The 21,678-nt window shown below is 43.8% G+C and carries 31 protein-coding genes and 2 pseudogenes; 24 read left to right on the top strand and 9 right to left on the bottom strand.

Translation table 11 applies throughout. The features are described from left to right. Positions 1 to 27 precede the first annotated feature (27 nt). The 7 genes from FM037_RS16625 to FM037_RS16595 form a co-directional block, all read right to left on the bottom strand. Positions 28 to 630: a GNAT family N-acetyltransferase gene (locus FM037_RS16625; RefSeq protein WP_144046887.1), complete on the bottom strand. Its 603-nt coding sequence runs from the start codon at positions 628 to 630 to the stop codon at positions 28 to 30. Position 631: 1 nt separating this feature from the next. Beyond that, entirely contained in the window at positions 632 to 868 is a 237-nt protein-coding gene (locus FM037_RS16620) for a hypothetical protein (RefSeq protein WP_144046886.1), read from the bottom strand. After that, positions 865 to 1,707: a hypothetical protein gene (locus FM037_RS16615; RefSeq protein ID WP_144046885.1), complete on the bottom strand. Its 843-nt coding sequence runs from the start codon at positions 1,705 to 1,707 to the stop codon at positions 865 to 867. Before FM037_RS16615 ends, FM037_RS16620 begins: the two co-directional genes overlap by 4 nt. Before the next feature lie 547 nt (positions 1,708 to 2,254). Then, complete coding sequence (locus FM037_RS16610) at positions 2,255 to 2,503, bottom strand: hypothetical protein (protein ID WP_144046884.1); 249 nt, start codon at positions 2,501 to 2,503, stop codon at positions 2,255 to 2,257. A 55-nt stretch (positions 2,504 to 2,558) separates the two neighbouring features. Next, positions 2,559 to 2,864, bottom strand: coding sequence for a hypothetical protein (locus FM037_RS16605; RefSeq protein WP_229380923.1), 306 nt, complete (start codon positions 2,862 to 2,864; stop codon positions 2,559 to 2,561). Next, the gene (locus FM037_RS16600) at positions 2,861 to 3,097 is read right to left on the bottom strand and encodes a hypothetical protein (protein ID WP_144046883.1); all 237 of its coding nucleotides are present in this window, start codon (positions 3,095 to 3,097) and stop codon (positions 2,861 to 2,863) included. Before FM037_RS16600 ends, FM037_RS16605 begins: the two co-directional genes overlap by 4 nt. 683 nt (positions 3,098 to 3,780) lie before the next feature. Further along, on the bottom strand, positions 3,781 to 4,473 hold the full coding sequence (locus FM037_RS16595) for an XRE family transcriptional regulator (protein ID WP_144046882.1): 693 nt from the start codon (positions 4,471 to 4,473) through the stop codon (positions 3,781 to 3,783). A 105-nt stretch (positions 4,474 to 4,578) separates the two neighbouring features. On the opposite strand from FM037_RS16595, the gene FM037_RS16590 reads away from it, so the two are divergent. From FM037_RS16590 to FM037_RS16550, 9 genes and pseudogenes are all read left to right on the top strand, one after another. Next, a complete protein-coding gene (locus FM037_RS16590; RefSeq protein ID WP_144046881.1) occupies positions 4,579 to 4,773 on the top strand; it encodes a Cro/CI family transcriptional regulator in 195 nt (64 codons plus the stop codon). 39 nt (positions 4,774 to 4,812) lie between these two features. Beyond that, positions 4,813 to 5,436 (top strand): hypothetical protein, encoded by a 624-nt coding sequence (locus tag FM037_RS16585; protein ID WP_144046880.1) that lies wholly within the window; start codon positions 4,813 to 4,815, stop codon positions 5,434 to 5,436. Between the two features lie 114 nt (positions 5,437 to 5,550). Then, positions 5,551 to 5,835: pseudogene (locus FM037_RS16580) on the top strand (helix-turn-helix domain-containing protein); the annotation flags it as partial. 188 nt (positions 5,836 to 6,023) lie between these two features. After that, on the top strand, positions 6,024 to 6,269 hold the full coding sequence (locus tag FM037_RS16575) for a hypothetical protein (protein WP_144046879.1): 246 nt from the start codon (positions 6,024 to 6,026) through the stop codon (positions 6,267 to 6,269). Further along, a complete protein-coding gene (locus tag FM037_RS16570; protein ID WP_144046878.1) occupies positions 6,266 to 6,940 on the top strand; it encodes a replication protein P in 675 nt (224 codons plus the stop codon). The genes FM037_RS16575 and FM037_RS16570 overlap by 4 nt, the downstream gene beginning before the upstream one ends. After that, the gene (locus FM037_RS16565; RefSeq protein WP_229380921.1) at positions 6,927 to 7,166 is read left to right on the top strand and encodes a hypothetical protein; all 240 of its coding nucleotides are present in this window, start codon (positions 6,927 to 6,929) and stop codon (positions 7,164 to 7,166) included. Before FM037_RS16570 ends, FM037_RS16565 begins: the two co-directional genes overlap by 14 nt. Next, entirely contained in the window at positions 7,163 to 8,413 is a 1,251-nt protein-coding gene (locus FM037_RS16560; protein WP_144046877.1) for a tyrosine-type recombinase/integrase, read from the top strand. Before FM037_RS16565 ends, FM037_RS16560 begins: the two co-directional genes overlap by 4 nt. Positions 8,414 to 8,468: 55 nt before the next feature. Next, positions 8,469 to 8,687: a helix-turn-helix transcriptional regulator gene (locus FM037_RS16555; RefSeq protein ID WP_077755034.1), complete on the top strand. Its 219-nt coding sequence runs from the start codon at positions 8,469 to 8,471 to the stop codon at positions 8,685 to 8,687. Beyond that, entirely contained in the window at positions 8,677 to 9,036 is a 360-nt protein-coding gene (locus FM037_RS16550) for a hypothetical protein (protein WP_144046876.1), read from the top strand. The genes FM037_RS16555 and FM037_RS16550 overlap by 11 nt, the downstream gene beginning before the upstream one ends. A gap of 73 nt (positions 9,037 to 9,109) precedes the next feature. On the opposite strand, the gene FM037_RS16545 is transcribed toward FM037_RS16550, so the two are convergent. Together FM037_RS16545 and FM037_RS16540 are read right to left on the bottom strand one after the other, a co-directional pair. Beyond that, the gene (locus FM037_RS16545; protein WP_077755033.1) at positions 9,110 to 9,313 is read right to left on the bottom strand and encodes a hypothetical protein; all 204 of its coding nucleotides are present in this window, start codon (positions 9,311 to 9,313) and stop codon (positions 9,110 to 9,112) included. A 276-nt stretch (positions 9,314 to 9,589) separates the two neighbouring features. Further along, positions 9,590 to 9,931, bottom strand: a complete 342-nt coding sequence (locus tag FM037_RS16540; RefSeq protein ID WP_077755032.1) for a helix-turn-helix transcriptional regulator — start codon at positions 9,929 to 9,931, stop codon at positions 9,590 to 9,592. Between the two features lie 645 nt (positions 9,932 to 10,576). Between FM037_RS16540 and FM037_RS16535 the strand changes: the two genes are divergently transcribed. The 15 genes and pseudogenes from FM037_RS16535 to FM037_RS16465 all read left to right on the top strand — a co-directional run bounded on the left by FM037_RS16535 (position 10,577) and on the right by FM037_RS16465 (position 21,669). Then, positions 10,577 to 10,990, top strand: coding sequence for a S24 family peptidase (locus tag FM037_RS16535; RefSeq protein ID WP_144046875.1), 414 nt, complete (start codon positions 10,577 to 10,579; stop codon positions 10,988 to 10,990). A 203-nt stretch (positions 10,991 to 11,193) separates the two neighbouring features. After that, positions 11,194 to 11,529 (top strand): DUF4406 domain-containing protein, encoded by a 336-nt coding sequence (locus tag FM037_RS16530; protein WP_144046874.1) that lies wholly within the window; start codon positions 11,194 to 11,196, stop codon positions 11,527 to 11,529. 35 nt (positions 11,530 to 11,564) lie between these two features. After that, positions 11,565 to 12,038, top strand: a pseudogene (locus FM037_RS16525) (lysozyme); the annotation flags it as partial. Between the two features lie 350 nt (positions 12,039 to 12,388). Then, a complete protein-coding gene (lysC, locus tag FM037_RS16520) occupies positions 12,389 to 12,664 on the top strand; it encodes an Rz1-like lysis system protein LysC (RefSeq protein ID WP_144046873.1) in 276 nt (91 codons plus the stop codon). Further along, positions 12,657 to 12,908, top strand: a complete 252-nt coding sequence (locus tag FM037_RS16515; RefSeq protein ID WP_144046872.1) for a holin — start codon at positions 12,657 to 12,659, stop codon at positions 12,906 to 12,908. The genes lysC and FM037_RS16515 overlap by 8 nt, the downstream gene beginning before the upstream one ends. Positions 12,909 to 12,917: 9 nt before the next feature. Continuing rightward, positions 12,918 to 13,346 (top strand): terminase small subunit, encoded by a 429-nt coding sequence (locus tag FM037_RS16510; protein WP_229380920.1) that lies wholly within the window; start codon positions 12,918 to 12,920, stop codon positions 13,344 to 13,346. A 78-nt stretch (positions 13,347 to 13,424) separates the two neighbouring features. After that, positions 13,425 to 15,416 (top strand): phage terminase large subunit family protein, encoded by a 1,992-nt coding sequence (locus FM037_RS16505; RefSeq protein WP_144046871.1) that lies wholly within the window; start codon positions 13,425 to 13,427, stop codon positions 15,414 to 15,416. Next, positions 15,413 to 15,616, top strand: coding sequence for a hypothetical protein (locus tag FM037_RS16500; protein ID WP_144046870.1), 204 nt, complete (start codon positions 15,413 to 15,415; stop codon positions 15,614 to 15,616). The genes FM037_RS16505 and FM037_RS16500 overlap by 4 nt, the downstream gene beginning before the upstream one ends. Before the next feature lie 32 nt (positions 15,617 to 15,648). Next, positions 15,649 to 17,214, top strand: coding sequence for a phage portal protein (locus tag FM037_RS16495; RefSeq protein WP_144046869.1), 1,566 nt, complete (start codon positions 15,649 to 15,651; stop codon positions 17,212 to 17,214). Further along, positions 17,120 to 19,189, top strand: a complete 2,070-nt coding sequence (locus tag FM037_RS16490; RefSeq protein ID WP_229380919.1) for a ClpP-like prohead protease/major capsid protein fusion protein — start codon at positions 17,120 to 17,122, stop codon at positions 19,187 to 19,189. The genes FM037_RS16495 and FM037_RS16490 overlap by 95 nt, the downstream gene beginning before the upstream one ends. A gap of 79 nt (positions 19,190 to 19,268) precedes the next feature. Then, positions 19,269 to 19,589 (top strand): DUF2190 family protein, encoded by a 321-nt coding sequence (locus FM037_RS16485; RefSeq protein WP_144046868.1) that lies wholly within the window; start codon positions 19,269 to 19,271, stop codon positions 19,587 to 19,589. Further along, complete coding sequence (locus tag FM037_RS16480) at positions 19,582 to 19,920, top strand: hypothetical protein (RefSeq protein ID WP_144046867.1); 339 nt, start codon at positions 19,582 to 19,584, stop codon at positions 19,918 to 19,920. Before FM037_RS16485 ends, FM037_RS16480 begins: the two co-directional genes overlap by 8 nt. A 17-nt stretch (positions 19,921 to 19,937) precedes the next feature. Continuing rightward, entirely contained in the window at positions 19,938 to 20,501 is a 564-nt protein-coding gene (locus FM037_RS16475; RefSeq protein ID WP_144046866.1) for a hypothetical protein, read from the top strand. A gap of 26 nt (positions 20,502 to 20,527) precedes the next feature. Continuing rightward, on the top strand, positions 20,528 to 20,953 hold the full coding sequence (locus FM037_RS16470) for a hypothetical protein (protein ID WP_144046865.1): 426 nt from the start codon (positions 20,528 to 20,530) through the stop codon (positions 20,951 to 20,953). Further along, positions 20,950 to 21,669 (top strand): phage tail tube protein, encoded by a 720-nt coding sequence (locus FM037_RS16465; protein ID WP_144046864.1) that lies wholly within the window; start codon positions 20,950 to 20,952, stop codon positions 21,667 to 21,669. The genes FM037_RS16470 and FM037_RS16465 overlap by 4 nt, the downstream gene beginning before the upstream one ends. Positions 21,670 to 21,678 lie beyond the last annotated feature (9 nt).

Genomic DNA, 21,678 nt, shown 5'->3' with positions numbered 1-21,678 from the left:
GCGACCTATCCTTAGTTATGTGCTTAATTACACACCGAGATTTATTTTCATTTCAACTAAAGACTTAACAAAACCAACTTTTTCATAAGCTCTTATGGCGGCATCATTTCCATCATAAACATCTAAATACAAGTCAAATATATCCTGTTGTTTACTCCAATCAATAAGACTTTCCATAATCAGCTTATTTATACCTAATCCTCTGTAATCTGGTTCGACATACATAAAGCCAAGATAAGCATGTTTGGTATGTTTAAGTGATTTCTTAGACTCTCTAATTTGAGCGTAACCAGATCCAATAATTTTTCCCTTAAGTTCAGCGACCACTAAGTGGGAAGCATCATCTGTAACTAAATTTTTTAGATCATAATAAATTGCATTTTCAGGCTTTATTGTATTGTTAAAAGGTCGCTCTGCTTCAATTACTTTTTGTTCTAAGTTAAGTAAAGCTAATTGATCTTTCGATGATGCTTTTCTAATAATTAAATTTTTCAATTGGTCACGCAACCTGATTTGATTTTGCACATAACGCCCGCAGCAGCGGACAAATGGGGTGGCGGCCGCTTTGCGGTCTTTTGCAAAGTGGATGACGCGCCATTTAGTCCGGCAGCCTGCGCTTGTTAAATGCATGTTACTCCCAGCCAAGCTCAGAATATGTTTTTTTGTTTTCTTCTGGGTAGTCAGATTTATACTCTCCCCAGCTCATGTGCTCGTAGTACTTTGTCATTGCCTCGAAATTAGAGGAGGCCTCGCATGTCCATGTGAGCTTTGCTTCAGGCTCCAGCAAGCGTCGAGCGTCATCACCATGAGGGCCGGAAAGACAAAACGTCTGCTCGTCTTCATTTTCTATCCAGAGTTCGTGCTTCATGATGGTTGAATTTCATCAATAACTTCAATTCCAAGCATATGCTGCGTTGTTTTAAGGCTTGATGGGAATTTTGACTCTAGAACCAATACAGTTCTCACATTTTGTGGAAGTCCTTGCACACCAAGCATTGCCTCCGTTACAGACTGGTATTTTACGCATTGAAATAGCCCTCTACTAATATCTGCCACATCGGATATTTTTGACTTAACCTCAACTGCAACCATCTGTTTCCGCCATGAAAACATCACATCGACTGAATCACCTGACGGTAGATCGAACTCTATTTCACCAATTGGCCAGTTATCAGATAGTCCAACTACAACCGGATTTTTGGCAATATATTCCTTTAGAGCTTTATGCGCTTTGCCTTCGCCCCCACCTTTTCGGGGCTTTTGTTTTGGCAGAGAAGGGAAATCAGGCTTCTTTAAACCAAGTAATTTTAAAATTTTCAGCCAGTCTGGGAATGCATATATTTTTGCAAGCTGACTATCGACCACGACTTTTTTTTGCTTCTTATTTAGCTTGCGAAAATCTGAGTCCGAGATGAACCAACCGATTCCTTCTCCAGGAAGCTCTGTAGTCTTGTTTACAACTAGACATTGAATAGGAGGTATATCTATATCATGCTCTTCGCCAAGCTCGATTAATGTAGAGCCAATACAGCCCAAAACGTAATTTAAGTTCCGAGCGTTGGGCATACTCATTTCATCAGCGAGCTGAGAATAGAATATTTTTTCCCCCACAAGAGCTTGCCTAACTAATAATGGTAGTGCTTCTCTTGCACGCTGTTGATAGAGCTTGTCGCCCCAAAAACTTTCTGATACTTCAGCAGTTTCCATATTTTCCTGCTCTCATTAAGAGCTAACAGTATATTAGGCTGAATTCCGAATAAGAACATACAGCCAAGTTGTTTTCATGTTAACAATTTAACCCAAAATAATCACAAGTTCAATGCCTTACGAAGTTAGAGTCAGCAATTTCGCTAACACCTCTTATGGTGAAAACCAGAATTTACTTATTTGTGATGTGCTTTGATTTAACTGTAGGGGATACTTGCCTGTAAACAGTTGCTTAGCAGTTTTTAGCTTTAGAGAGCCTTCCTTTTCCACCCATATAGTGGCGAAAATGCACAATCACTATTATAACTGTGTAAATAAACAGTAGTAAAGTGAGGCTATGTCATCAGCTTTTATAGTGGAGTTCGGGGTCAGGTCTTGTATTTTGCACCCCACATTAGCTTAGTTATTGCAAAAGCTGACAAACAGGATGTAAACAAAATTTTTCCCTAGCTAACTTTGGGACAATAACGACCTAAAGCAACTGTCAGTTTTAATCACATAATGACTTTAAAACTGACAGCTTGTATCTAGATGAGCTTGTTACTAGTTAATGTACTTCTTGCTTTCTCTCAATGAATGCAATTATTTCGGTTTGTCTATATTGCTTTAAGCCATTTTGGACTAATGACAGCGGCTTAACTATCTGGGTAAAGTCAGGGTCCTTAACCACTTTAGTGTAAAACTTTGCCCTGCTAACGCTAAGGATTTTCATGGTTTGAGTCGCTGATAATAATTTTTCATCTATTAAATAGTTTTTTATAGGTGCATCTTCAGATTGATGTTTAGTTGAATCCATTGCTTTGTCCTTAGGCCTGAATCTGGCTAGTTAAATTGTTTAATAAGTTCTGTATTTAAAGTAGATCAGTTTTTATTTGTGGTGTCGTTGCATATGGTGTTCTAAGTTTTGATTCTGTGAGCAATGCAAATGCTTCTGCATCGGGCTGGGTAAAGTGACTAACATCACCGGCATCGTAGTTGCGGCAAATTCGCCAGCCGTAATAATTATTTGGGGTGTACTTAATCTCGATCTGCTTATTGTCGTGATCGATGGATGCAAAGGGGGCCGATAGAACGACAGTGCCTTGTTGTGTCCTAAATTTGCTCATGCCGCGGCCTCTATCGTCGTCTTTATATTGGCCTGCTAGTAGGTAGTTCATTGCTTATCCCTTGCAACTCGCTCGATTATTGCCTGGTGTTCACTCATCATTCTTTGTTTGGCTTTCCGGTCTTCCTTGATTAGTTTTCTATAACTGGCTGCATGCTCCGGCTGTTCAATGATGTAGTGCTGCCAGAGATCAATGCGGGTGTCATACCATTGGAGGAAAGGTGTGATATTTACCTTTGCTCTTAGCTGGTCGTGGTATTCCTTCAATTGCTGATATGAGCCCATAATGCTTCCTTACCTAGCTAAAGCTGGATGTGTACAGAGGTGGTGAACATTTGGGAGTACAGAGCTATTCATTCTGTAGACCGTAGACATTTGCTCTTCTTGAACTCTTAACGCAAAGGTCTGCCCTAGCTCACCGGCCTTTATGCAATAAGAGCGATAGAACAAGCTAGAAGCCTGGTTATACCTGAGGTAATGATTTAACTCGGCAAGACGTCTTTGTACTCGGGAGCAATCCATTGGGTTCAGTGTTGAACTTAAGAGGCAAGCAAAGCGAATGGAGACGAGTATGCGAAATTCAGTTTTCAGCTTGGTTGTATTCGGTATTTTTGTGAGTATCATTTTCCTTGTCCTTCTTAGTTATGATGGTTATAAATATAACCACAGTTATTTTTAAGGTCAATAACTTTAGTTATAAATTTTACTGTTTTTGTCTTTGATAATATTTATACAGATTGGTGGTATAGATTGGCGGTCAAAAAATGGACGTGAAAATCAAAGGAGTGAGTCGATGGTAGTGGCTGAAAAGATAAGAAACTCATTACTTTTTGGAGATTATGTCTAAATTTTTTAATGAGTAACTAGTTTTATGTCTGACATGTATTGGCTCTGAAAAGAGCCAATACTGCTATTGTCATTCAAAGTTTATCGCTGCATAAATTTAAAGAGCTTTCAAATTTATAGCTTTATACCAGTACTGAATACCAGAATACTTTGCCGATAATTTTTATGTGTTTAAGCTCTTCTGCTTCGTAGCGTTCGTCTGGATATTCATCAATATTGTAGCTACGCATGCGCAGGCCATTACCTGGTAGCCTGTAAAGCATTTTAACCCTTAACATACCGTCGTGGTTGATGGCGTACATCTTTCCGTCGATTATCTTCGTTGCTGCGGTATCTACTCCAATGGTTGAGCCATGGGGTAATACGGGCTCCATACTGTTACCCGTTACTCTAACGCAAGCGGCGTTATCAGCATCAACATTTTGTTTTTTCAGCGTTGACTTAGCAAATCTGAGTTTAGGGCCACTATATTCGGTTGCTTCTGCAATGCCATGGCCTGCAGCAAGTTCTACTTCCATGTAAAAAGGTATCTCTACTCCATCATTATCTAGTGGGCTGTCGTTTCCCCAAGATTCAAATTCTCCAGTCCATTGAGCATTGGAATCACTTTTAGGTTTATCTTCCCCATACTGTAATTGCTCGGCTGTGCAGCCCAAGGCTGCAGCAATATTCAGCAGCTTCGAAGTAGATGTAGTTTTTCCTGAGATCAACTTGTGAACCATTACTTGTGAGATGTTGGCTCTTTCTGCTAGTTCCTTTTGGGTAAGGCCACTGGCTTTAAGCCGATTACTAATGTTCTGTGCGAGTGTTTTCATAACATCATTATATTACCTAGGTTATAACTAACAACTAACTGTGGTTATTGACTTGGGATTAACTCTGGTTATATTATTCCTGCAGTCATTTAAATTGGAGCACATATGAAGAAGTCTGCAGCCATCAAGTTCTTTGGTTCACAAACCAAATTAGCTGAAGTAATCAAAGTGTCTCAGGCAGCGATTTCCAAGTGGCCTGACGATGTTCCTGAACTTCGTGCTTATCAAATTGAGCATTTAACGAAAGGGGAGTTAAAGGCCCATGCCCCGCAGTTGGCTCATTCTGACAATGCAGCTTAACTGCCGAATTTAAATTTAATAGGAAAAGAGGGGACTTGCATGAAAACACAATCACGTTTGGATCTGTTAATGAGAGTTATTCACCGGGTGTTGGAGTTACCGCGAGTGACTAAGCTTGCGTTCGCCATGGATGTAGTTGCATCGGTTGAACGCCTTGGGATGAAAGAGTTACTTGCTGGTGAAGGGATTACTTTTGCGAATACAGGCGATGTACATAACGATGCGCGGGTTAATGCCCAGAAGCTGTTTAGGTGGCTTGGTCAATATGAGGGCCAGCACCCGATAGTGGAAAGGTTGTTTTATGTAGAACAGGCAATTTTAGGAGCTATGCCTGTGCATTTGCGCATGAAATACCTCAATGATGTTTATGGCTGTGTTGGAGTGACAGTGGTTGCTGATCAACGACCAGGTAACAGTGTGTTAAAGCCAGTTGATATGGCTGTGTCATTGACGAAAGAGAACTCTGAGGCTCAGGTCGCGGTGATCCATTTAGGTATGGCGCCTTCAAGAGAGCAAGTTACTACAGCACATCGAGAGCTGAAGGAGTCAGCTGCTACTACTCTGGCAAGCATGGCGCTTTTAGAGCAAGAATTTCCATGTTGGGTGACTAACAGATTCGATTCATCTGTTGGTGAAGAGGGGATCCGTTCCCAAAAGTCATAAGAAAGCCCGCAAAAGTTTGGCGACGAGAGCGGGCTTAATACCTACGAGAGGCAATATCATGTTACGCATACAATCATGTTTCGTCAATTTGACGAGAGTACGGGGGATCCTCGTATGAGTATGGAGCTGATGGTGAAAGCCATGAAGGCAAAAGTCGGAAACCCTTTACGTAAGTTAGTGCTCATTAAGCTGGCCGATAATGCTAGTGATACAGGTGAGTGTTGGCCGAGTTATCAACATATTGCTGATCAGTGTGAGATAGGAAAAAGCACTGTCAGAAAACATATCAAGGAACTTGAGGGGGCAGGGTTTCTCACGATTATCAATCGCAAAGGGCCTAAGGGAAATAGCTCTAATATTTATATTTTGACCCTATGCCATCAGGTAGCCCCCCTGTGCTACCAGATAGCACAGGTGTAGCACCAGATAGCACACCCCCTGTGCCACCAGATAGCACCGGAATCAGTCACCCTTTAGAACCAGTCAATGAACCTTTAAAAGATTTACCCAAATCGAAAAAAACGATGTTGGATTTTTCTTGTTGGCCAGCGTTGCCGTGTGAGCAAACGCTGGCGGATTGGGTTGCGGTGCGCAAGCAGAAAAAAGCGTCGTTGAATCAGACGGCGGTTAATCGCCTTGCCAAGCATTTGCGTGATGCGATAGCGGCTGGGTTTTCGGTTGAAGATTGCATTGCCACTTGTGCGACCCGTGGTTGGGTGGGCTTTGAGGTGGGTTGGTTGATTAACGCTGGAGTGGGGCGTTCGCTTGGTTTGCAGGGGGATCAAGCTAATTGGTCTGAACAGGTGTTTAACGATGGGGATCCGCTGACATGAGTGCTAAAAGTCTGCAAGCTTTGCTTGGTTCTAGTCCGATAGTGGGTGTGGGTAGTTCTGGGTCTAGAAGGCTAGAACCGTCTGAGATGGATATAGCCATTGTCGATAGTGTGTTTGAGAAACTTAAAATTTTGTTTCCTGTTGGTGCTCCTAAATCTGAAGTTGAGGGGACTCATAAGGCCGAGTGGTTAAAGACTCTCGCTGCGCAAAAAATACGTGACCGTGATCAGGTTCAATATGGTTTGAATCGTGCCCGTAGTGAAGTCGGGGAGAGAAAATATTGGCCTTCACCGCGTCAGTTCTGCATTTGGTGTTTGCCTTGCGCGAATGACGCTGGCTTACCAGAAACTGAGCAAGCATTTCGTGAGGCGCTTAAACACTACCGCACTGCAGCTAGTCACAGTTGGACTCATGAGGTGGTTTGGTTAGCTATGCGTGAAACAGGCAATTGGATGTTCAGTCGAGGGAAAAAAAAGGATGTGTTTGAGGTGTTTACCCGTAACTACGATGTACTTGTTCGACGTTTTTTGGCTGGTGAGAAGTTTGATATTGAGCTTCCTAAGGCGCTGCCTCCTAAGGTGAACATTCCAACCAAGCCTGATGATGCCAAGCAAAATATTGCTTTGATTCGTAAACGTTTAGATTTGAGAGGTTCAAATGACTGCAATTGAAAGCAATAAACTCACACAAAAATCTCGTCTACAGCAAATCATCACAGGGACTCAATTCTGGACTCTGTTTGAGATTCAGCTGGAGTGTCTTACTCGCTTTAGCTCTCATGATAGTGAGACTGCACTTTCTGCTCGTTGGCGTGAATTTCCTTTATCCAATCGGGTTAAGCGGATCCGAGCTGGCACCTGTAATACATATGAATATCGGTTAGTGGGGCCTATATGATATCAGGTGTTGATATTGGTAAATTGAATGATGCGGCGATCAGAAGGTGGCTTAAAGGGGGGATCACTCGTGATTTTCGTGATCTTCGCTTTCCTGAGTTACGTCTAAGAGCGAATGCTGGCCGTGCTAAGGCAAGTGTCTTCTTAGTGTTGAATGTGGGTGGTGAGACAAAGTGGGAGAAGATAGCCACCTGGCCAAGTGTTTGTATCAAGACATTAACCAATGATCTGCCTGTCATGCTAGCTAAACGGAGTATTGGAAATATGGTTATTGGCCAGTTTGAAAGTTTGGGCGATCTCCTTAACTGGTATCAGTCTCATATCAAAAACAATTCAACTTATAGTGCTAGTTGGCGTAGCAATGTAGCTTCGTTGATTAAGTGCCATCTTATGCCCCGTTTGGGAATGCTTCGTTTGAGTGAGGTCAGTTTTGTTGAAATAGATACTCGACTGGTTAAGACAATGCTTCAAGATGAGTTTTCACCTAACTATATTCGTGAAGCTGTGAATAAGCTTAAGGTGGCGTTCGCTGCAGCTGCAAAGCTTCGTTTACTTAATACAAACCCAATCGCCGGTTATCAAGTGACTGACTCGATAAAGTTAGACGGTGCCAAAGATACCCGACTCTTTGAAACTGATTTATCAGAGTTGTTTGCTCGTTTGAGTGTCGAAATTATGCCGGTACAAATGTTGTTTGTATTGATGATGATGTTTGGTACCCGGATTAATGAGACTCGCCAAGCACGATGGGAGTATTTTGCTGGTGGTACTTGGGTGATCCCCGCTAGCCATGTAAAAAATAAGCAAGAGCACCGATTGCCCTTAACAGATTCAGCCAGATCTCTACTTAAACGCTATAAGCAGTGGCAATTTAAACATGTAGGTAAGCGTGCTTATTTGTTTCCCGGCATGATCGGACCTATATCAATCCGTACTGCACATAAGTGGAACACTCATATTAGATTTAAGCATTTTACTAGTCATGATTTACGTATTTTGTTTAGAACCATGTTGGCTGATCTAGGTGTCGATACCATGATCGGTGAGCGTTTGGTTAATCATGCCTTGCCGGTATTGTTGCGTACCTATGTTAAATCAACTCTCGATAAAGGAATGAGCCAGGCATTAGAACAATATCATGCTTATTTAATTGATCAGGGATTTTCTTCTGTTGCGCCTGAGATATTGCCTAGATCGAGTGTTGATCATGGGACAGTTGAAAGCCAGATGGCTAGTGGGTGGGTATAGCTATGAGTGCATCATTACTAACAGAGTATGCATTTGGTAGGTTTTGGGGGGATTTATGAAGAAAAAAGGCTCAGATTTACTCAAAGCAGGTCGCACGATCAGAGGTTTTACTCAAGATGAGGTGGCGCAGATTTATGGGATTAGCTCTAAAACTTATGGTAGTTGGGAACGAGGAAGGACTGCAGTTTCTTATGATGATCTGTCAGCTATTTTCGACCAGGTATTTCAATTGCCCCTGGATAAAGTGACTGAGGTGGCTTGCCATGCAGCATGAGGCTCAAAGCGACGCATTAATGAATATTAAGACACTGCGCAAAGAGTTGAAAGTGTGGGGCCGCTATTGGGCGCAGCAAGAGCAGGGTCAAGGTTACTCAAGTCGAAGCGCTTGTGATCGGCTAAAAGAACCATTCACGCCTAGCAGTTGCGGCGGAAGTCGTGAGCATATCCCGCCAGATCATATCAATTTATATGACATGAAGGTGTACACCTTAGCGATAGATTGTCGTCGAGCACTAAGGGGGCAATATATTTGCAATGGCCAGTGGCAGCTATTGGGGTTCGACAATAATAAAACATTTTTGTTTTGGTTAAGACGCGCAGAGATAGCGCTGATCGGGGGGTAAAATGGCGGCTAGTTTGTCAGATGAATCAAAGAAATACCTGTATAATCAACTAATCAAGCCTGACGATGGTTCGTTATACGACCAAGTTTGATAACATTCCGGAATTTATCTCCTTCTCTCTTAGAACCCATGCGGCAGCAATCGCTTCTTGTTCACTAGCTAAAGGGTGATCCCGCTCCAATGCAAGGGTCATGGTCTCTAATGTAGTAAGAGTTTTCGCTCGGCGTAATTTAAGCAAATAGGAAAATGTTATTTCATCAAATTTTTGGGTATGCATGTCATATCTTTTTGGTTGGTAATATAAGGGGATAGGGCACTGGTAACATCAAACGGGAGTTAATAGGGCTGAGATATTACATATTCAATTAATAGTGTAAATAACGAACCTAATATTAGTCCGTTTTATGCATTAATTCCCCATATTTAGGGGTGGTGGAAAGGTTTGTCACCAGAATCCTCAGTTGCCTATGGTCTCAAAGGCCTACGACCAAAATACAAATTTTAGGAGAGTGGCATCCGGTGTCTCTTATCAGACCAGGAAGGCTTGGTATCGCTATACTTTACTTTTGTTTGTGTTTTGGAAGCGCTGAAATTCAGATATTATCATGTGCACAAGGTTATGCCGTGTTTGTGGTAAAAGTAACCGAGTAGCGGCGACAATATCCTTATCTGTCACGGTATCCACATTAAAAGAGTCTAAGATGACGTCCAATTCGGTTAAACCTAGTGCCGTTATGAGGTTGTAATATTGACTTAAGCGCATATCGACAGCTTCGCTCTCTATTCGCTGATATGTTTTCTCACTCATACCTATTTTTTGGGCTAGGTCCTTTTGCGTCATTTTACTTTCAATACGCTTATTTTTGATAATCGTTATGATTGTTTTTGGTGACATGGTTAACCTCACTTCCACCCTTTGTTAGGGGGATCTGGCTAAAAGACGGATTAATATTGGATGCGGAATTTACCCTGATTAGCATCTAGGTACCATGTCAGTCACAATGGTATTAACCTAACTTTATGTTGTTGGTATTATTGTGTGGTTTTGTTAATTCTTTTGTATGTCTTTGTTGCTGCTGTTGTATAGTTTAGTCGAGTAATTGGATGAGTGAAAATCATAGATAGAGATAATATTCAGATTATATTCGCTAATAATCTTCAATATTTAATCGCGGGTCCTTCTGGCTGAAAGTACTGCGGGGGCGGCGAACCTCAGTGCTTAACTACATATGAGGATTTTGGGGTTAGGGTTGTTGTTTTATCGCGGCAAGATAGCCCTGATAGCGATCAACTCACATGAACCCCTAATTTAGCATTGATTATATAGAGTTTTAACAACATCCCCGCTATGACTCTTTGGGTCGCTGAAATCAGATCCAATAGACCAACTTTGTGATCCTTTACGAGTTCAACTGCTTTTTCTCATTCTCTCTCTTATTCTGTTTGACACTTTCAATTGGAATGCTTCAAATCATTAAACTTGATTTTTTAGGTTATTTACTTACAATGACTGTACGGATATACAGTCATTGGGTGGTTTATGAGAATTATCAATATTAGTGCTAGCTGCGGCATTACAGGTTTCGAGAGTCCAGCTAAAGATTACTATCAGAAGCCACTAAATCTAGATGATCTGCTGATTGAAACTCCTTCTGCGACTCAAGTCTATTTGGCTCAAGGAGATGATTTACAAAATATAGGTGTATTCGATGGTGATTTGCTTGTTGTTGACCAGTCGAAGAGTGTTGTTTGTAATGATTTGGTCGTTGCTGAACTGAATGGTGAATTGATCTCCACTCTTATAAATACGAAGTATCGGGTTCTATATTCCGATCCTGGCAGCTCAAGCTCTATTACGATTCAAGAGTTCGATGAGTTTGTAGTTAAGGGAGTGGTAATTCGTTCGGTTCGCTGTCATCGCCCAGTTAAAATTGAAGAGTTATCACTTAACTGATAACTATTGAATACAAGGCTAGGGTATTTAACATTTTGGGTCGATTGTTACCGTTTTTCGGTCGTTTATTACCTTTTTAATCCCCTTCTAAATGGGTATATTTAGCTAAGCTTGTTATTGCTCTGTTTCAGCTATTTCAATCGGTCTCTCGCTTCGTAGCTCCTTTTTAGGAGCTATTTTTTTGCCTGTTGCTAGGTGGGTTTATGTTTCGTAGCAAGGTTTATATTGCCGGGCCAATGTCAGGTTTGGTCGATTGCAATCGTTTGGCGTTTAATCTCGCTGCTGATGTTCAGAAAGAATTAGGCAAAATTGTACTTAACCCAGCAATACTCCCAGCTGGTCTGAGTGAAGCTGAATATATGCAGATCTGCATTCCCATGTTGATGTGCGCTGATGAGATATACGTACTTGATGGTTGGGATCTCTCGGATGGAGCGCTGGCTGAGAAAGCCCTAGCTAAAAAGCTCGACCTCAAAATTGTTTATCAAGAAGGTGTTGATCATGACATAGCTCTACTTGGTTTAACTGCTTCTGCTTAGCCTCGTTAAGGCCTACTAATTCTAGTGAGTTAATGATGAATCTATCCCAAAAACTTGCGGCATTTGGTTTAGCCTCGGTAGCCGTTTTTGCCGGGACAACTTTAGTGGCTCCTTTCGAGGGACGAGTCTTGGAAACTTATGTTGATCCAGTTGGCATTCTTACTGCGTGTTATGGCCACACAGGCCCAGAGCTAGAGCATCGTCAATTTTTCAGTGAGCAGCAGTGTCTAGAGTTATTCGCCAAAGACTTAGCTAAGTTCGATAGGCAACTTCTACGGTTATCACATCCGGTGATGCTCACTGACGGTGAACATGCAGCGTATCTCAGTTTTATCTATAACGTTGGGCCTGGGGCTTTCAGAGATTCAACGCTTCGTCGCAAGCTTTTAGCAGCAGATAGAGTTGGGGCTTGTAATGAGCTATCACGTTGGGTCTATGCCGATAGTAAAAAATTACCTGGATTAATACGGCGCCGTGAAGCAGAAAGGAAAATTTGTTTAGAGGAGTTAATTGATGTTGAGACAGCTGCTATCCGCAGGTGGTCGATTTCACCTGTATATCATTGCGTTTTTAATTATAGCGATCGTCCTACTAGGAGTTTCCCTTTCTCTGGTCCGTTCAGAAGTTGCCATTAAAGAAAGTGAAATTGAAACGCTCTCGTTAGCCAAAGCCGTTTTACAGACCGATTTGAACTTCATGGCTGAGAACGTCAGGAAAGCCGAAGTTGAAAAAGAACGCTTAAGGCAAGAGGCCCAACGAATATCGGTTCTAAATATTGAAAATTATCAGGCTAAAAATGAGATTGAAACTGCCTTTTACCAACAATCAAAACAGCTGGATAGGTTAAGGAACTCCAAGAATGATCAAGTTAATGATTGGGCCAATACTCCTTTGCCTATTGATGCTGCCAGGTTGCTCAAGCAAGCCGCTAATTGTGCGCGCCGTGACCACCACTCAGACAGAATATGTGTTACCTCCAATGGAAATGATTAGCGAGTGCCAACTGCCTCTTGAACAGGTTACGACTAATGCCGATCACCTCGAGTACAGTTTATTGTTGCTTAGTATTATCGCTAAATGTAATACCGATAGGCTAAGACTCAGAAAGTGGTGGGAGGCTCATACTGATGATTAATGATCCAAATGTGCAAAAAGTATTATCAACTGCGGCCTATGGAGCCTCTTTTACCACCGCTGCAGGGGGAGCCGTATCAGTGAATCATATAGCGCTATGGATTGGCATATTGTTCGCGGTGTTGACCTTCGTGATCAACTGGATTTACCAGGCTGCAAGAAACAGACGTGATACAGAATTGCATGAGTTAGAGACACAATTAATTAAAGCAAAAATGGATAAGTTGGAACAAGAAGATACTTAAGGTGTAACTATGGCTCGTATTACTGCAAAAGAGGTTGAGCCTGTATTACTCAATAAATCTGACTTGTGTAAAAGCCTGGGGATCAGCACCACCGCTTTCGATAAATGGGCGGTACCTATTCATAGTAAAAGGGGCCGTGAGCGTCTATATACAGTAGCCGATGTGGTTGCTAACCGAGTCGGTAATGAGCGTAAAAAACAACAGTCATCCCTTGATGACTTCGACCCAGAAAAGCCCAATATTGACTATGAACGATATCGGCTTACCAAGGCGCAAGCCGATGGCCAAGAGCTGAAAAATGAAAAAGATCGTAAAGAGGTGGTAGAGGTTTTGTTCTCTACCTTTTTTCTGTCAAAAATTGCTGCTCAGATTGCACCGATACTCGATCAAATTCCCTTGCAGATAAAACGTAAATTTCCCGATACCCCGAGAAGATGATTGATTCTATCAAGTCAGAGGTGATCACTGGGCAAAACCTCTGCGCTGATTTAGCAGGCGAAATGGAAGGACTATTAGATGAGTATCTCGCCAGCACAGATTAAGAGTCTGAAAGCGGCGATATCGGCTGGGCTACGTTCATTCTATAGGCCACCATTACTCACTTGCAGTGAATATGCTGATCAGCATTTTTATATGTCATCTGAGAGCAGTTACTCAGAAGGTCGCTGGACTTCATTACCGTTTCAGGTTGGCATTCTCAATGCCATGGGGAACGACCAGATCACCACGCTGAATTTCATGAAATCGGCGCGGGTGGGCTATACCAAGATGCTTATGGCCAACACGGCCTACAAGATCGAACACAAGAAACGAAACTCAGTGATCTATCAGCCAACCGATGGTTTGGCTAAAAAGTTTATGAAGGCTCATGTTGAGTCTGCAATCAGAGATATTCCTATTTGGCGCAAGTTGGCTCCTTGGTTGGGTAAGAAACACCGTGACAGCACTTTAGACACCAAGTTCTTTACCAATGGTAAAACCTTACATGTTCGTGGTGGTACTGCAGCTGCAAACTATCGTGAAATCTCAGTTGATGAATGTATCTATGATGAGCTCGCCGCTTTTCTTGCTGATATCGAAAAAGAAGGTAATGCCACCACTTTAGGTGACACTCGTTTTGAGTTGTCGGCATTTCCAAAATCTATTCGGGGCTCAACCCCTAAGGTATTGGGCGAATGTCAGATAGAGAAAGCCTGCAGTGAAAGCCCTTATCACTTTCGATTTATGTTGCCTTGCCCACATTGTGACGAACGCCAGAGTTTGAAGTTTGGCGGTAAAACAGAGCCATTTGGGATTAAGTGGCCTATAGGTAAGCCTGAATCTGCTTATTACTGCTGTGAGCATAATGGCTGCGTAATAGAAAACGCATCACTAATGGCAATGCAAGAGCATGCTGATGCGATGTGGATATGTGAAAAAACAGGGCTTAAGACAAAAGACTTTCTTAGCTTCTTTGATACTGACGGCATTGAATGTGCCACCCCAGATAATATCGCTGTTTATATCTGGTCTGCCTATAACCCGCTAACGACCTGGGCGAAATTGGTTAAAGACTTTCTTAAGTGTCGAGGTGATCAAGAAAAACTAAAGACTTTCGTGAATACGAAACTGGGTGAGCCTTGGGATGCTGACAATGGTGAGCGTTTAGAGTGGGAAGATTTATCTCGGCGCCGGGAAATGTACCCTGAAAACAAAGTCCCTGATTGGGTGGTGTATCTCACTGTCGGTGTGGATACCCAAGATGATCGTTATGAAGGTCGCATCTGGGGATGGGGACCCGGTAAAGAGTGTTGTTTAGTCGATAGATTTATTCTCTATGGGGATCCCGCTAGCCAAGTATTGCTGGATAAAGTCACTGAACGTTTGCAGCAAAGCTATATTCGCGCTGATGGTGTGCGTTTAGAACTGGGGCTCGTTGGTTGGGACAGTGGCGGTCATTATACCGATACTGTTTATGCCATGAGTAAAAAGCTTGGTCCTATGCGGGTCATACCCATCAAGGGGGCCAACGTCTATGGCAAGCCAATCGCTAATTTTCCTCGCAAGAGAAATAACAAGGGCGTCTATCTGACAGAAGTCGGTACCGACAACGCCAAAGAGCTGATTATGTCGATGCTTCGTATCGCGCCCGATCAGTACGTTCGTAAACCCGGGGCTATTCATCTGCCTCTCAATGAATCCATTTGTGATGATGTTGAACTGCAGCAGCTTACTGCTGAGCGAAAAATAGCGGTTCGCAGGAATGGACGCACGGTTTATCGCTGGGATGCTGGTGGCAGGCGCAACGAAGCACTTGATTGTTTGGTTTATGCCTTAGCAGCTCTATATATCGCCATGGAACGCTTCGGCATCGATTTAGACAAAATGGCCAAAGATAATATTGCCGCAACCAACGATACCGATGATGAACAAAGCGTTCAATTCGAGTCGGAAAAACCCCATTCAGAATCACGTTCAACTCAAACCAATAACTGGCTGGGTGATACAGGCACAGGAGGCTGGCTATGAGCCAAGCATTAGCAAAAAAAATGGTAGATGCATATGTCGTAGCTGAACTGGATGTGCTTGATGGCAAAACGGTAGTGGTTAACGGCAAAACCATGGGAATGGAAGATCTGGAACAAATCAGGAAAGGTCGTATGGAGTGGGAGCGTCGAGTTTCAGCATATTCTCGCCCTAATGGCGGCTTTGGTCAGGCTCAGTTCTAAGCCATTCTTGAGCAATGTTTTAAGGAAAAATAATGAGCTGGATAAATAATGCTATTTCTCATATCTCGCCAAGGTGGGCATTAAATAGAGAAGCTGCACAACAAAGCTTTGATGCGATAAAAGGCTATGAAGCTGCAAAGTCTAGTCGAACTCACAAGGCTAAAAAAGAGGGAAGAGGGGCTAACCAAGCTGTATTTGCTGCAGGTAAAAGCTTGCGTGAGCAGGCTCGCTGGTTAGATGAGAATCATGATCTCAGCATCGGTATTCTTGATCGAATGGAGGAGCGAGTTGTGGGGGCTCAAGGAATAGTCGTAGAGCCTCAGCCTCGTGATCTTGAAGGGAATATTCTTGATGACTTTGCTAATGAATTGCAACGCCGTTTCGGTAACTGGTCTCTAAAACCAGATGTTACAGGTCGTTATTCTCGACCCGAACTTGAGCGTTTAGCGTTGCGCACAGCATTACGAGATGGGGAGGTATTTGGTCAGCATGTACTTGGTAAAGTCCCTAAGCTCATTCATCCCAACGAGCAGGGAACGCCTTACTCTATAGAAGCGTTAGAGCCTGATTTTATTCCTTATGAACTTAATGATATCGCTAAGCGGATCAGACAAGGGTTTGAGGTGAATGGTTGGGGCCAGGTGGTTAATTACCATGTATTGCTCGATCACCCCGCAGATCAGAAAGGCTTTCGTTATAAAACGAAGCAAGTCCCTAAAGCTAAGATGTTGCACCTTGGTTTGTTTAAGCGTCTGCACCAGCTACGTGGCATTAGCTTGTTTCACGGCATTATGACTCGCCTGGCAGATATCAAAGACTATGAAGAGTCGGAGCGGGTTGCGGCGCGGATCTCGGCGGCATTAGCCTTTGTTATCAAGCGTGGGTCCCCTGATCTGTTTAATCCTGAGGGAGAAAAGACCCAAGATATAAAATTTGGTCCGGGCATGACTACAACTCTGGCACCAGGTGAAGACATCGACACTCTCGAGTCTAATCGCCCCAATGTTCATCTGGTTGATTTTCGTAATGGTCAGATGAAAGCCGCGGCGGCGGGTACTAGTGGTAGTTATTCCTCTATTGCCCGGGATTATAAGGGAAGTTATTCCAGTCAGCGCCAAGAGCTAGTAGAGCAAGACGAATCAAACCGCATCATGCAGCAATGGTTTTGTGCCGGGTGGTCCAGACCTGTTTATCGAAACTGGCTCAAGATGGAGCAGCTAAATAAAGTTGACCCACTAATTCTGCCTGTAGACCTCGATATCAACACCCTTTTTGATGGTGTTTATTACGGCCCAACTATGCCTTGGATAGACCCTAGGAAAGAGGCTGAGGGGTGGGAAATGATGATAGCCGGTAATGCGGCAACCGAGGCCGAGTGGGCACGAGCCCGGGGCCGAAATCCTGCGGAAGTGAAACGCCAGCGTAAACGCGAGGTGGAGTATAACCGCGACAACAACATGGTGACAGCCAACGACCCTGATCCTTCACTTGGAGAACCTAACAGTGAAACAAACAATACTAGCAACAGCAATGCTCGCGGCAATGCCGACAAGCGCAATGCTAACCGCGCCGCAAGGCATGGCCAGCAAGGCGATTAATGATCAGTCGGTCCCTGATAAAAACTGGTATCAGTTAAAAGCCCAAAATGGTCATGTTGAGTTGATGATCTACGACGAGATTGGTGGATGGGGTATTACCGCTAAGCAGTTTGCCCAAGATCTGCAGGCTCTAGGCAAAGTGAGCTCAATCACTGCCAGAATCCATAGTCCGGGTGGCGATGTATTTGAAGGCATGGCGATTTACAACATCATCAAGGGTCATCCGGCGCAAAAGGTATGCTATATCGATGGGCTTGCTGCCTCTATGGCATCAGTTGTCGCCATGGCATTCGATGAGGTCATCATGCCAGAGAACGCCATGATGATGGTGCATAAACCTTGGGGTGGCACCTTAGGTGATGCCGACGATATGCGCAAATATGCCGATCTGCTCGATAAGGTCGAAAGCAACCTGATTGGAGCCTATGCGCAAAAAACAGGGCTCAGCGATGATGATCTCCATAGCTTACTCGCCAGTGAAACTTGGCTCACTGGTAGCGAGGCTGTTGAAAAAGGCTTTGCAGACACATTAACCGATCCGCTGCAGATGGCAGCATCACTAAGTTCGAAACGACTGAAGGATTTTACCAATATGCCAGAAGCTCTAAAAAACCTGTTTGCACCACAGGGTAATAATCCAGGTGCTACCAATACGCCAACTCCCGCGACCCCTGCACTAAATCAACCCTCACAAGCTGATATCTCTGCCGCTGCGGCAACGATGAATAAAGAGCGAATTGACGGAATTAATGCGGCGTTTGCTTCGTTTCCTCAGTTTGGAGAATTAAAGAATACCTGTATTGCCGATGCGACAATAGATGCTTCAGGTGCTAAAGACAAAATTTTAGCTGCTCTTGGCCAAAATACAGATCCAGCAGCGCCCCAGCCTCAAAGTGTGATTATTCATTCTGGTAACGGCAATTTAGTGGGGGACTCTATCAGTGCGCATTTGATGGCGCGTGCTGGCCAGGTTAAAGCTGAAAAAGATAATGGTTACTCAAGCTATAACTTGAAAGAGTTAGCCCGTGCTTCTCTTGCCGATCGTGGTATTGGCATTGCGGGGCTCAACCAGATGCAGATGGTAGGCCTGGCGTTTACTCACAGCTCATCGGATTTTGGCAACATCTTACTTGATGTCGCCAATAAATCGGTGCTACAAGGCTGGGAAATGGCCCAAGAAACCTTTGAGCGCTTCACTAAAAAAGGCCAACTTGGAGACTTTAAAGTTTCCAAGCGTGTGGGCTTAGAAGAGTTCGGCAGTTTGCGCCAAGTACGTGAAGGGGCTGAATATAAGTACATCACTTTAGGTGATAAAGGTGCCGATATTGCGCTGGCCACTTATGGTGAAATTTTCTCTATCACTCGTCAGTGCATCATCAATGATGATATGGATATGCTCACATCAATCCCTATGAAAATGGGGATGGCAGCAAAAGGCACTATCGGTGATCTGGTGTTTGCAATCTTAACCGGTAACCCCAAAATGGCCGATGGTAAAACGCTGTTTCATGCCGAACATGGCAACTTGGGCGGCGGTGCGCCAAGTGTCGAAGTGCTAGGTGTGCTGGCTGAGCTAATGGAGAGCCAAACTACAGGCGGTAAGAACCCGCGCGCGCTTAACATCATGCCAGAATTTGTGCTGTGTCCTCCTAACCTTAAGCGTACCTTGACCCAGATCATCAAGTCTAGTTCGGTTAAAGGTGCCGATACCAATGCGGGCATTGCTAACCCAATGCAAGATTTTGCCGAAGTGATCTCCGAGGCGCGTCTTAAAGCTTCAAGCGACAAGGCATACTACCTTGCAGCAGGTCAAGGTCGTGACACTATCGAAGTCGCTTACCTAGACGGTATCGACACGCCCTATATTGAGCAGCAAGACGGTTTTAGCATCGATGGTGTCGCCACTAAAGTTCGAATCGATGCAGGTGTTGCGCCACTCGATCATCGAGGACTCGTTAAATCTACAGGTGTTTAATCTGCTTGTTCGATCCATTAAGGCCGCCATTTTCTAGGGCGGTTTTGTTATTTCAGCTTTATTAAACAGGAAACCTGTTATGAAGAATCAAATCTGTGATGGTAATACTATTGATCATACTCCCGCTGCCGATGTTCCCAGTGGGGCGCCGGCTTTAATCGGTAAGCTTGTTGCTGTTGCATTAGGTGATGTGAAAGCTAATAACGAAGGAACCTTTGTCACCACCGGTGTATTTGAACTGCCTAAGGTGCAAGCTGACGATATCGGTCAAGGTGCACAAATTTACATTAAGGCCGATGGCAACATTACCTCAACAGCTTCGGGTAATACGTCAGCGGGTAAAGCATGGGCTGCAGCTGGTAACCCGTCAGATACTGTTTGGGTCAAAATTAATGCCTAGTTTTGCGGTTAAGGCTGCAGTTAAGCTCGAAAGGGCTTTTCGTAAACTGGCTGATACCTGTCAGTTCACTCCCGATTCGGGTGGGATCGTTGCTAATCGTAGTGTCGTTCCTCATGTCACGGAGCCAGATACCTCGCAAGAGTACATACCTCAACCCGTCACAATGGCTGAGTTTCTGCTAAGTGATGGGCCTGTTCATTGTGATGATCTGTTTCAACTTGGCATTCTTGATGGGCAAGGTGATTTTCAATCTACGGGTAAGCAGTGCCGGTTAACCCAGATTTACCAGGTGGATAACATCAGCGTTATTTATATCTATGTAGAAATTTAGCGTGAAGAGGGCAACTTATGGCCAGTAATAAGGTGCATTTAACAGGTTTTGAATCCGTCAATAAAGAGCTCAGGCGAATGCGAAGCCAGCAAGCCCCTGCAATTGCTCAAGCAATTAAAGACACTGCCATATACGGTCAAGCTCAGGCGGTAGATGCCGTGTTTAATCGGTATGGTTTTAAGTCTCGAAGTTATGTTGATGACAATATTAAGCTCCAAGTTGAACCTAGGTTTTTACAGGCTCGAGTGTATTCACGGTATAGAGCCAGTACTTTGACCCGTTTCGTTAATACTCGAAGAACTCGCAACGCCAAGACTAAACCCGCTCGCCAAGTTAGTTCAGGCTATAGCATCAGTTTGCTTCGTAATAAATTCCACATCTTTCGTGGCGCCTTTCAATTCACTGGCCGCAATGGCAATGCGTTAATGGCTATTCGAGAGAAAGGTGATAACAGTTGGCGTGACATTCAACAGGCGTCTTATGGTCCATCAGTGGCGGGGAGCTTTGGGGTTATTCGTCCGGAGATAGATGAAAAAATCAGTCATTACCTTCGTGATCGATATACCAAACATATGACTTAACATGGCTTAATCAGCCGAGGGATCTCATGATAGATGCAATTATCACCCGCCTTGAAGCGGTTGATGGATTTGACGTGCGTGAAGGTTTCTACACGCAATCATCAGCCAGCAAGAGCAAGTTTATTTTTGTTCAACCTCATCAAGATTCTGCTGAAATCCCCTCAGGTAACAATCCCTATAAAGACGAGTTGCGTTTGCAACTGGTTGTGGGGGTTAAGTTGACCTCAACGGCTAAGCCTACCGCTGAACTTATTAATGCTGTCAGGCAGATCCGGGAGGCGTTTTTCAAAGGTGAACGCAACCCGGCTAAACCCTCGTGGCTTACAAGTGTGATCAGCTTTACTGAACCAGAACCGTGTAAATACATTATGCCCGAAGTTCATGAAAAGCATGGCTTAGCGGTGATCACCCTTTCAATAACTCAAACCGTTACATTTGGAGATTTACTATGAGTGAAACAGTAACCGAGAGCTACATCGGCTCAGGCATTATGTATGTCGATGGTCGTGATGTCGGTAATGCCAGCGGCGTTAAAATTGATATCGAGCAAGAAACCAAATCTCAACCGAACTATCGCGGTGGCGGCGGGAACTCTGCTGAGGTTACTAAGATTAAGTCGGTGAAGTTATCAGCCACCATGAATGATTTTAGCAATGAAAATATGGCTCTTGGTTTGCGTGGCAAGGTCGAAGTCGTTGCTGCTGGTGCTGTGGATGATGAGCCATTGACTGCCGTTCTGGATGGCCTTTGTGATACTACAAAGATGATCGACACAAGTATTGCGCCTGTGCTGAAGAATGAGGCTGGCACCACCACTTATGATGTCGATGTTGACTACATTGTTAGCGCTGGTGGTATTCGACCTTTAAGCACCGGTGCTATGACTGAAGGGCAAGCCATTAAGGTGAGCTATACCTCAAAAGCAGGCAACGCCTTACAAGCGCTGGTTGAATCAGGCAAAGAGGTGAAAGTGGTTATTGACGGTATTAACGATGCCACGGGTAAACCTTGGACCTTAAAATTCTACAAGTGGAAGCCAAGCCCAACTTCTTCACTTGATCTGATTGGTGATGATTTTGGTTCATTCGACATTGAGGGCGGCGTGCTGGCCGATGCTTCTATTGTTGCAACCGGTAAGTCGAAATTCTTTGTTCGAAGTGCCGCCTAACACTCTTTT

Origin of the sequence: Shewanella psychropiezotolerans, from assembly GCF_007197555.1 — a bacterium.
Classification (GTDB): domain Bacteria; phylum Pseudomonadota; class Gammaproteobacteria; order Enterobacterales; family Shewanellaceae; genus Shewanella; species Shewanella psychropiezotolerans.
Note: the sequence above shows the minus strand (reverse complement) of the source record. Positions and strands in the feature narration are given on the sequence as shown.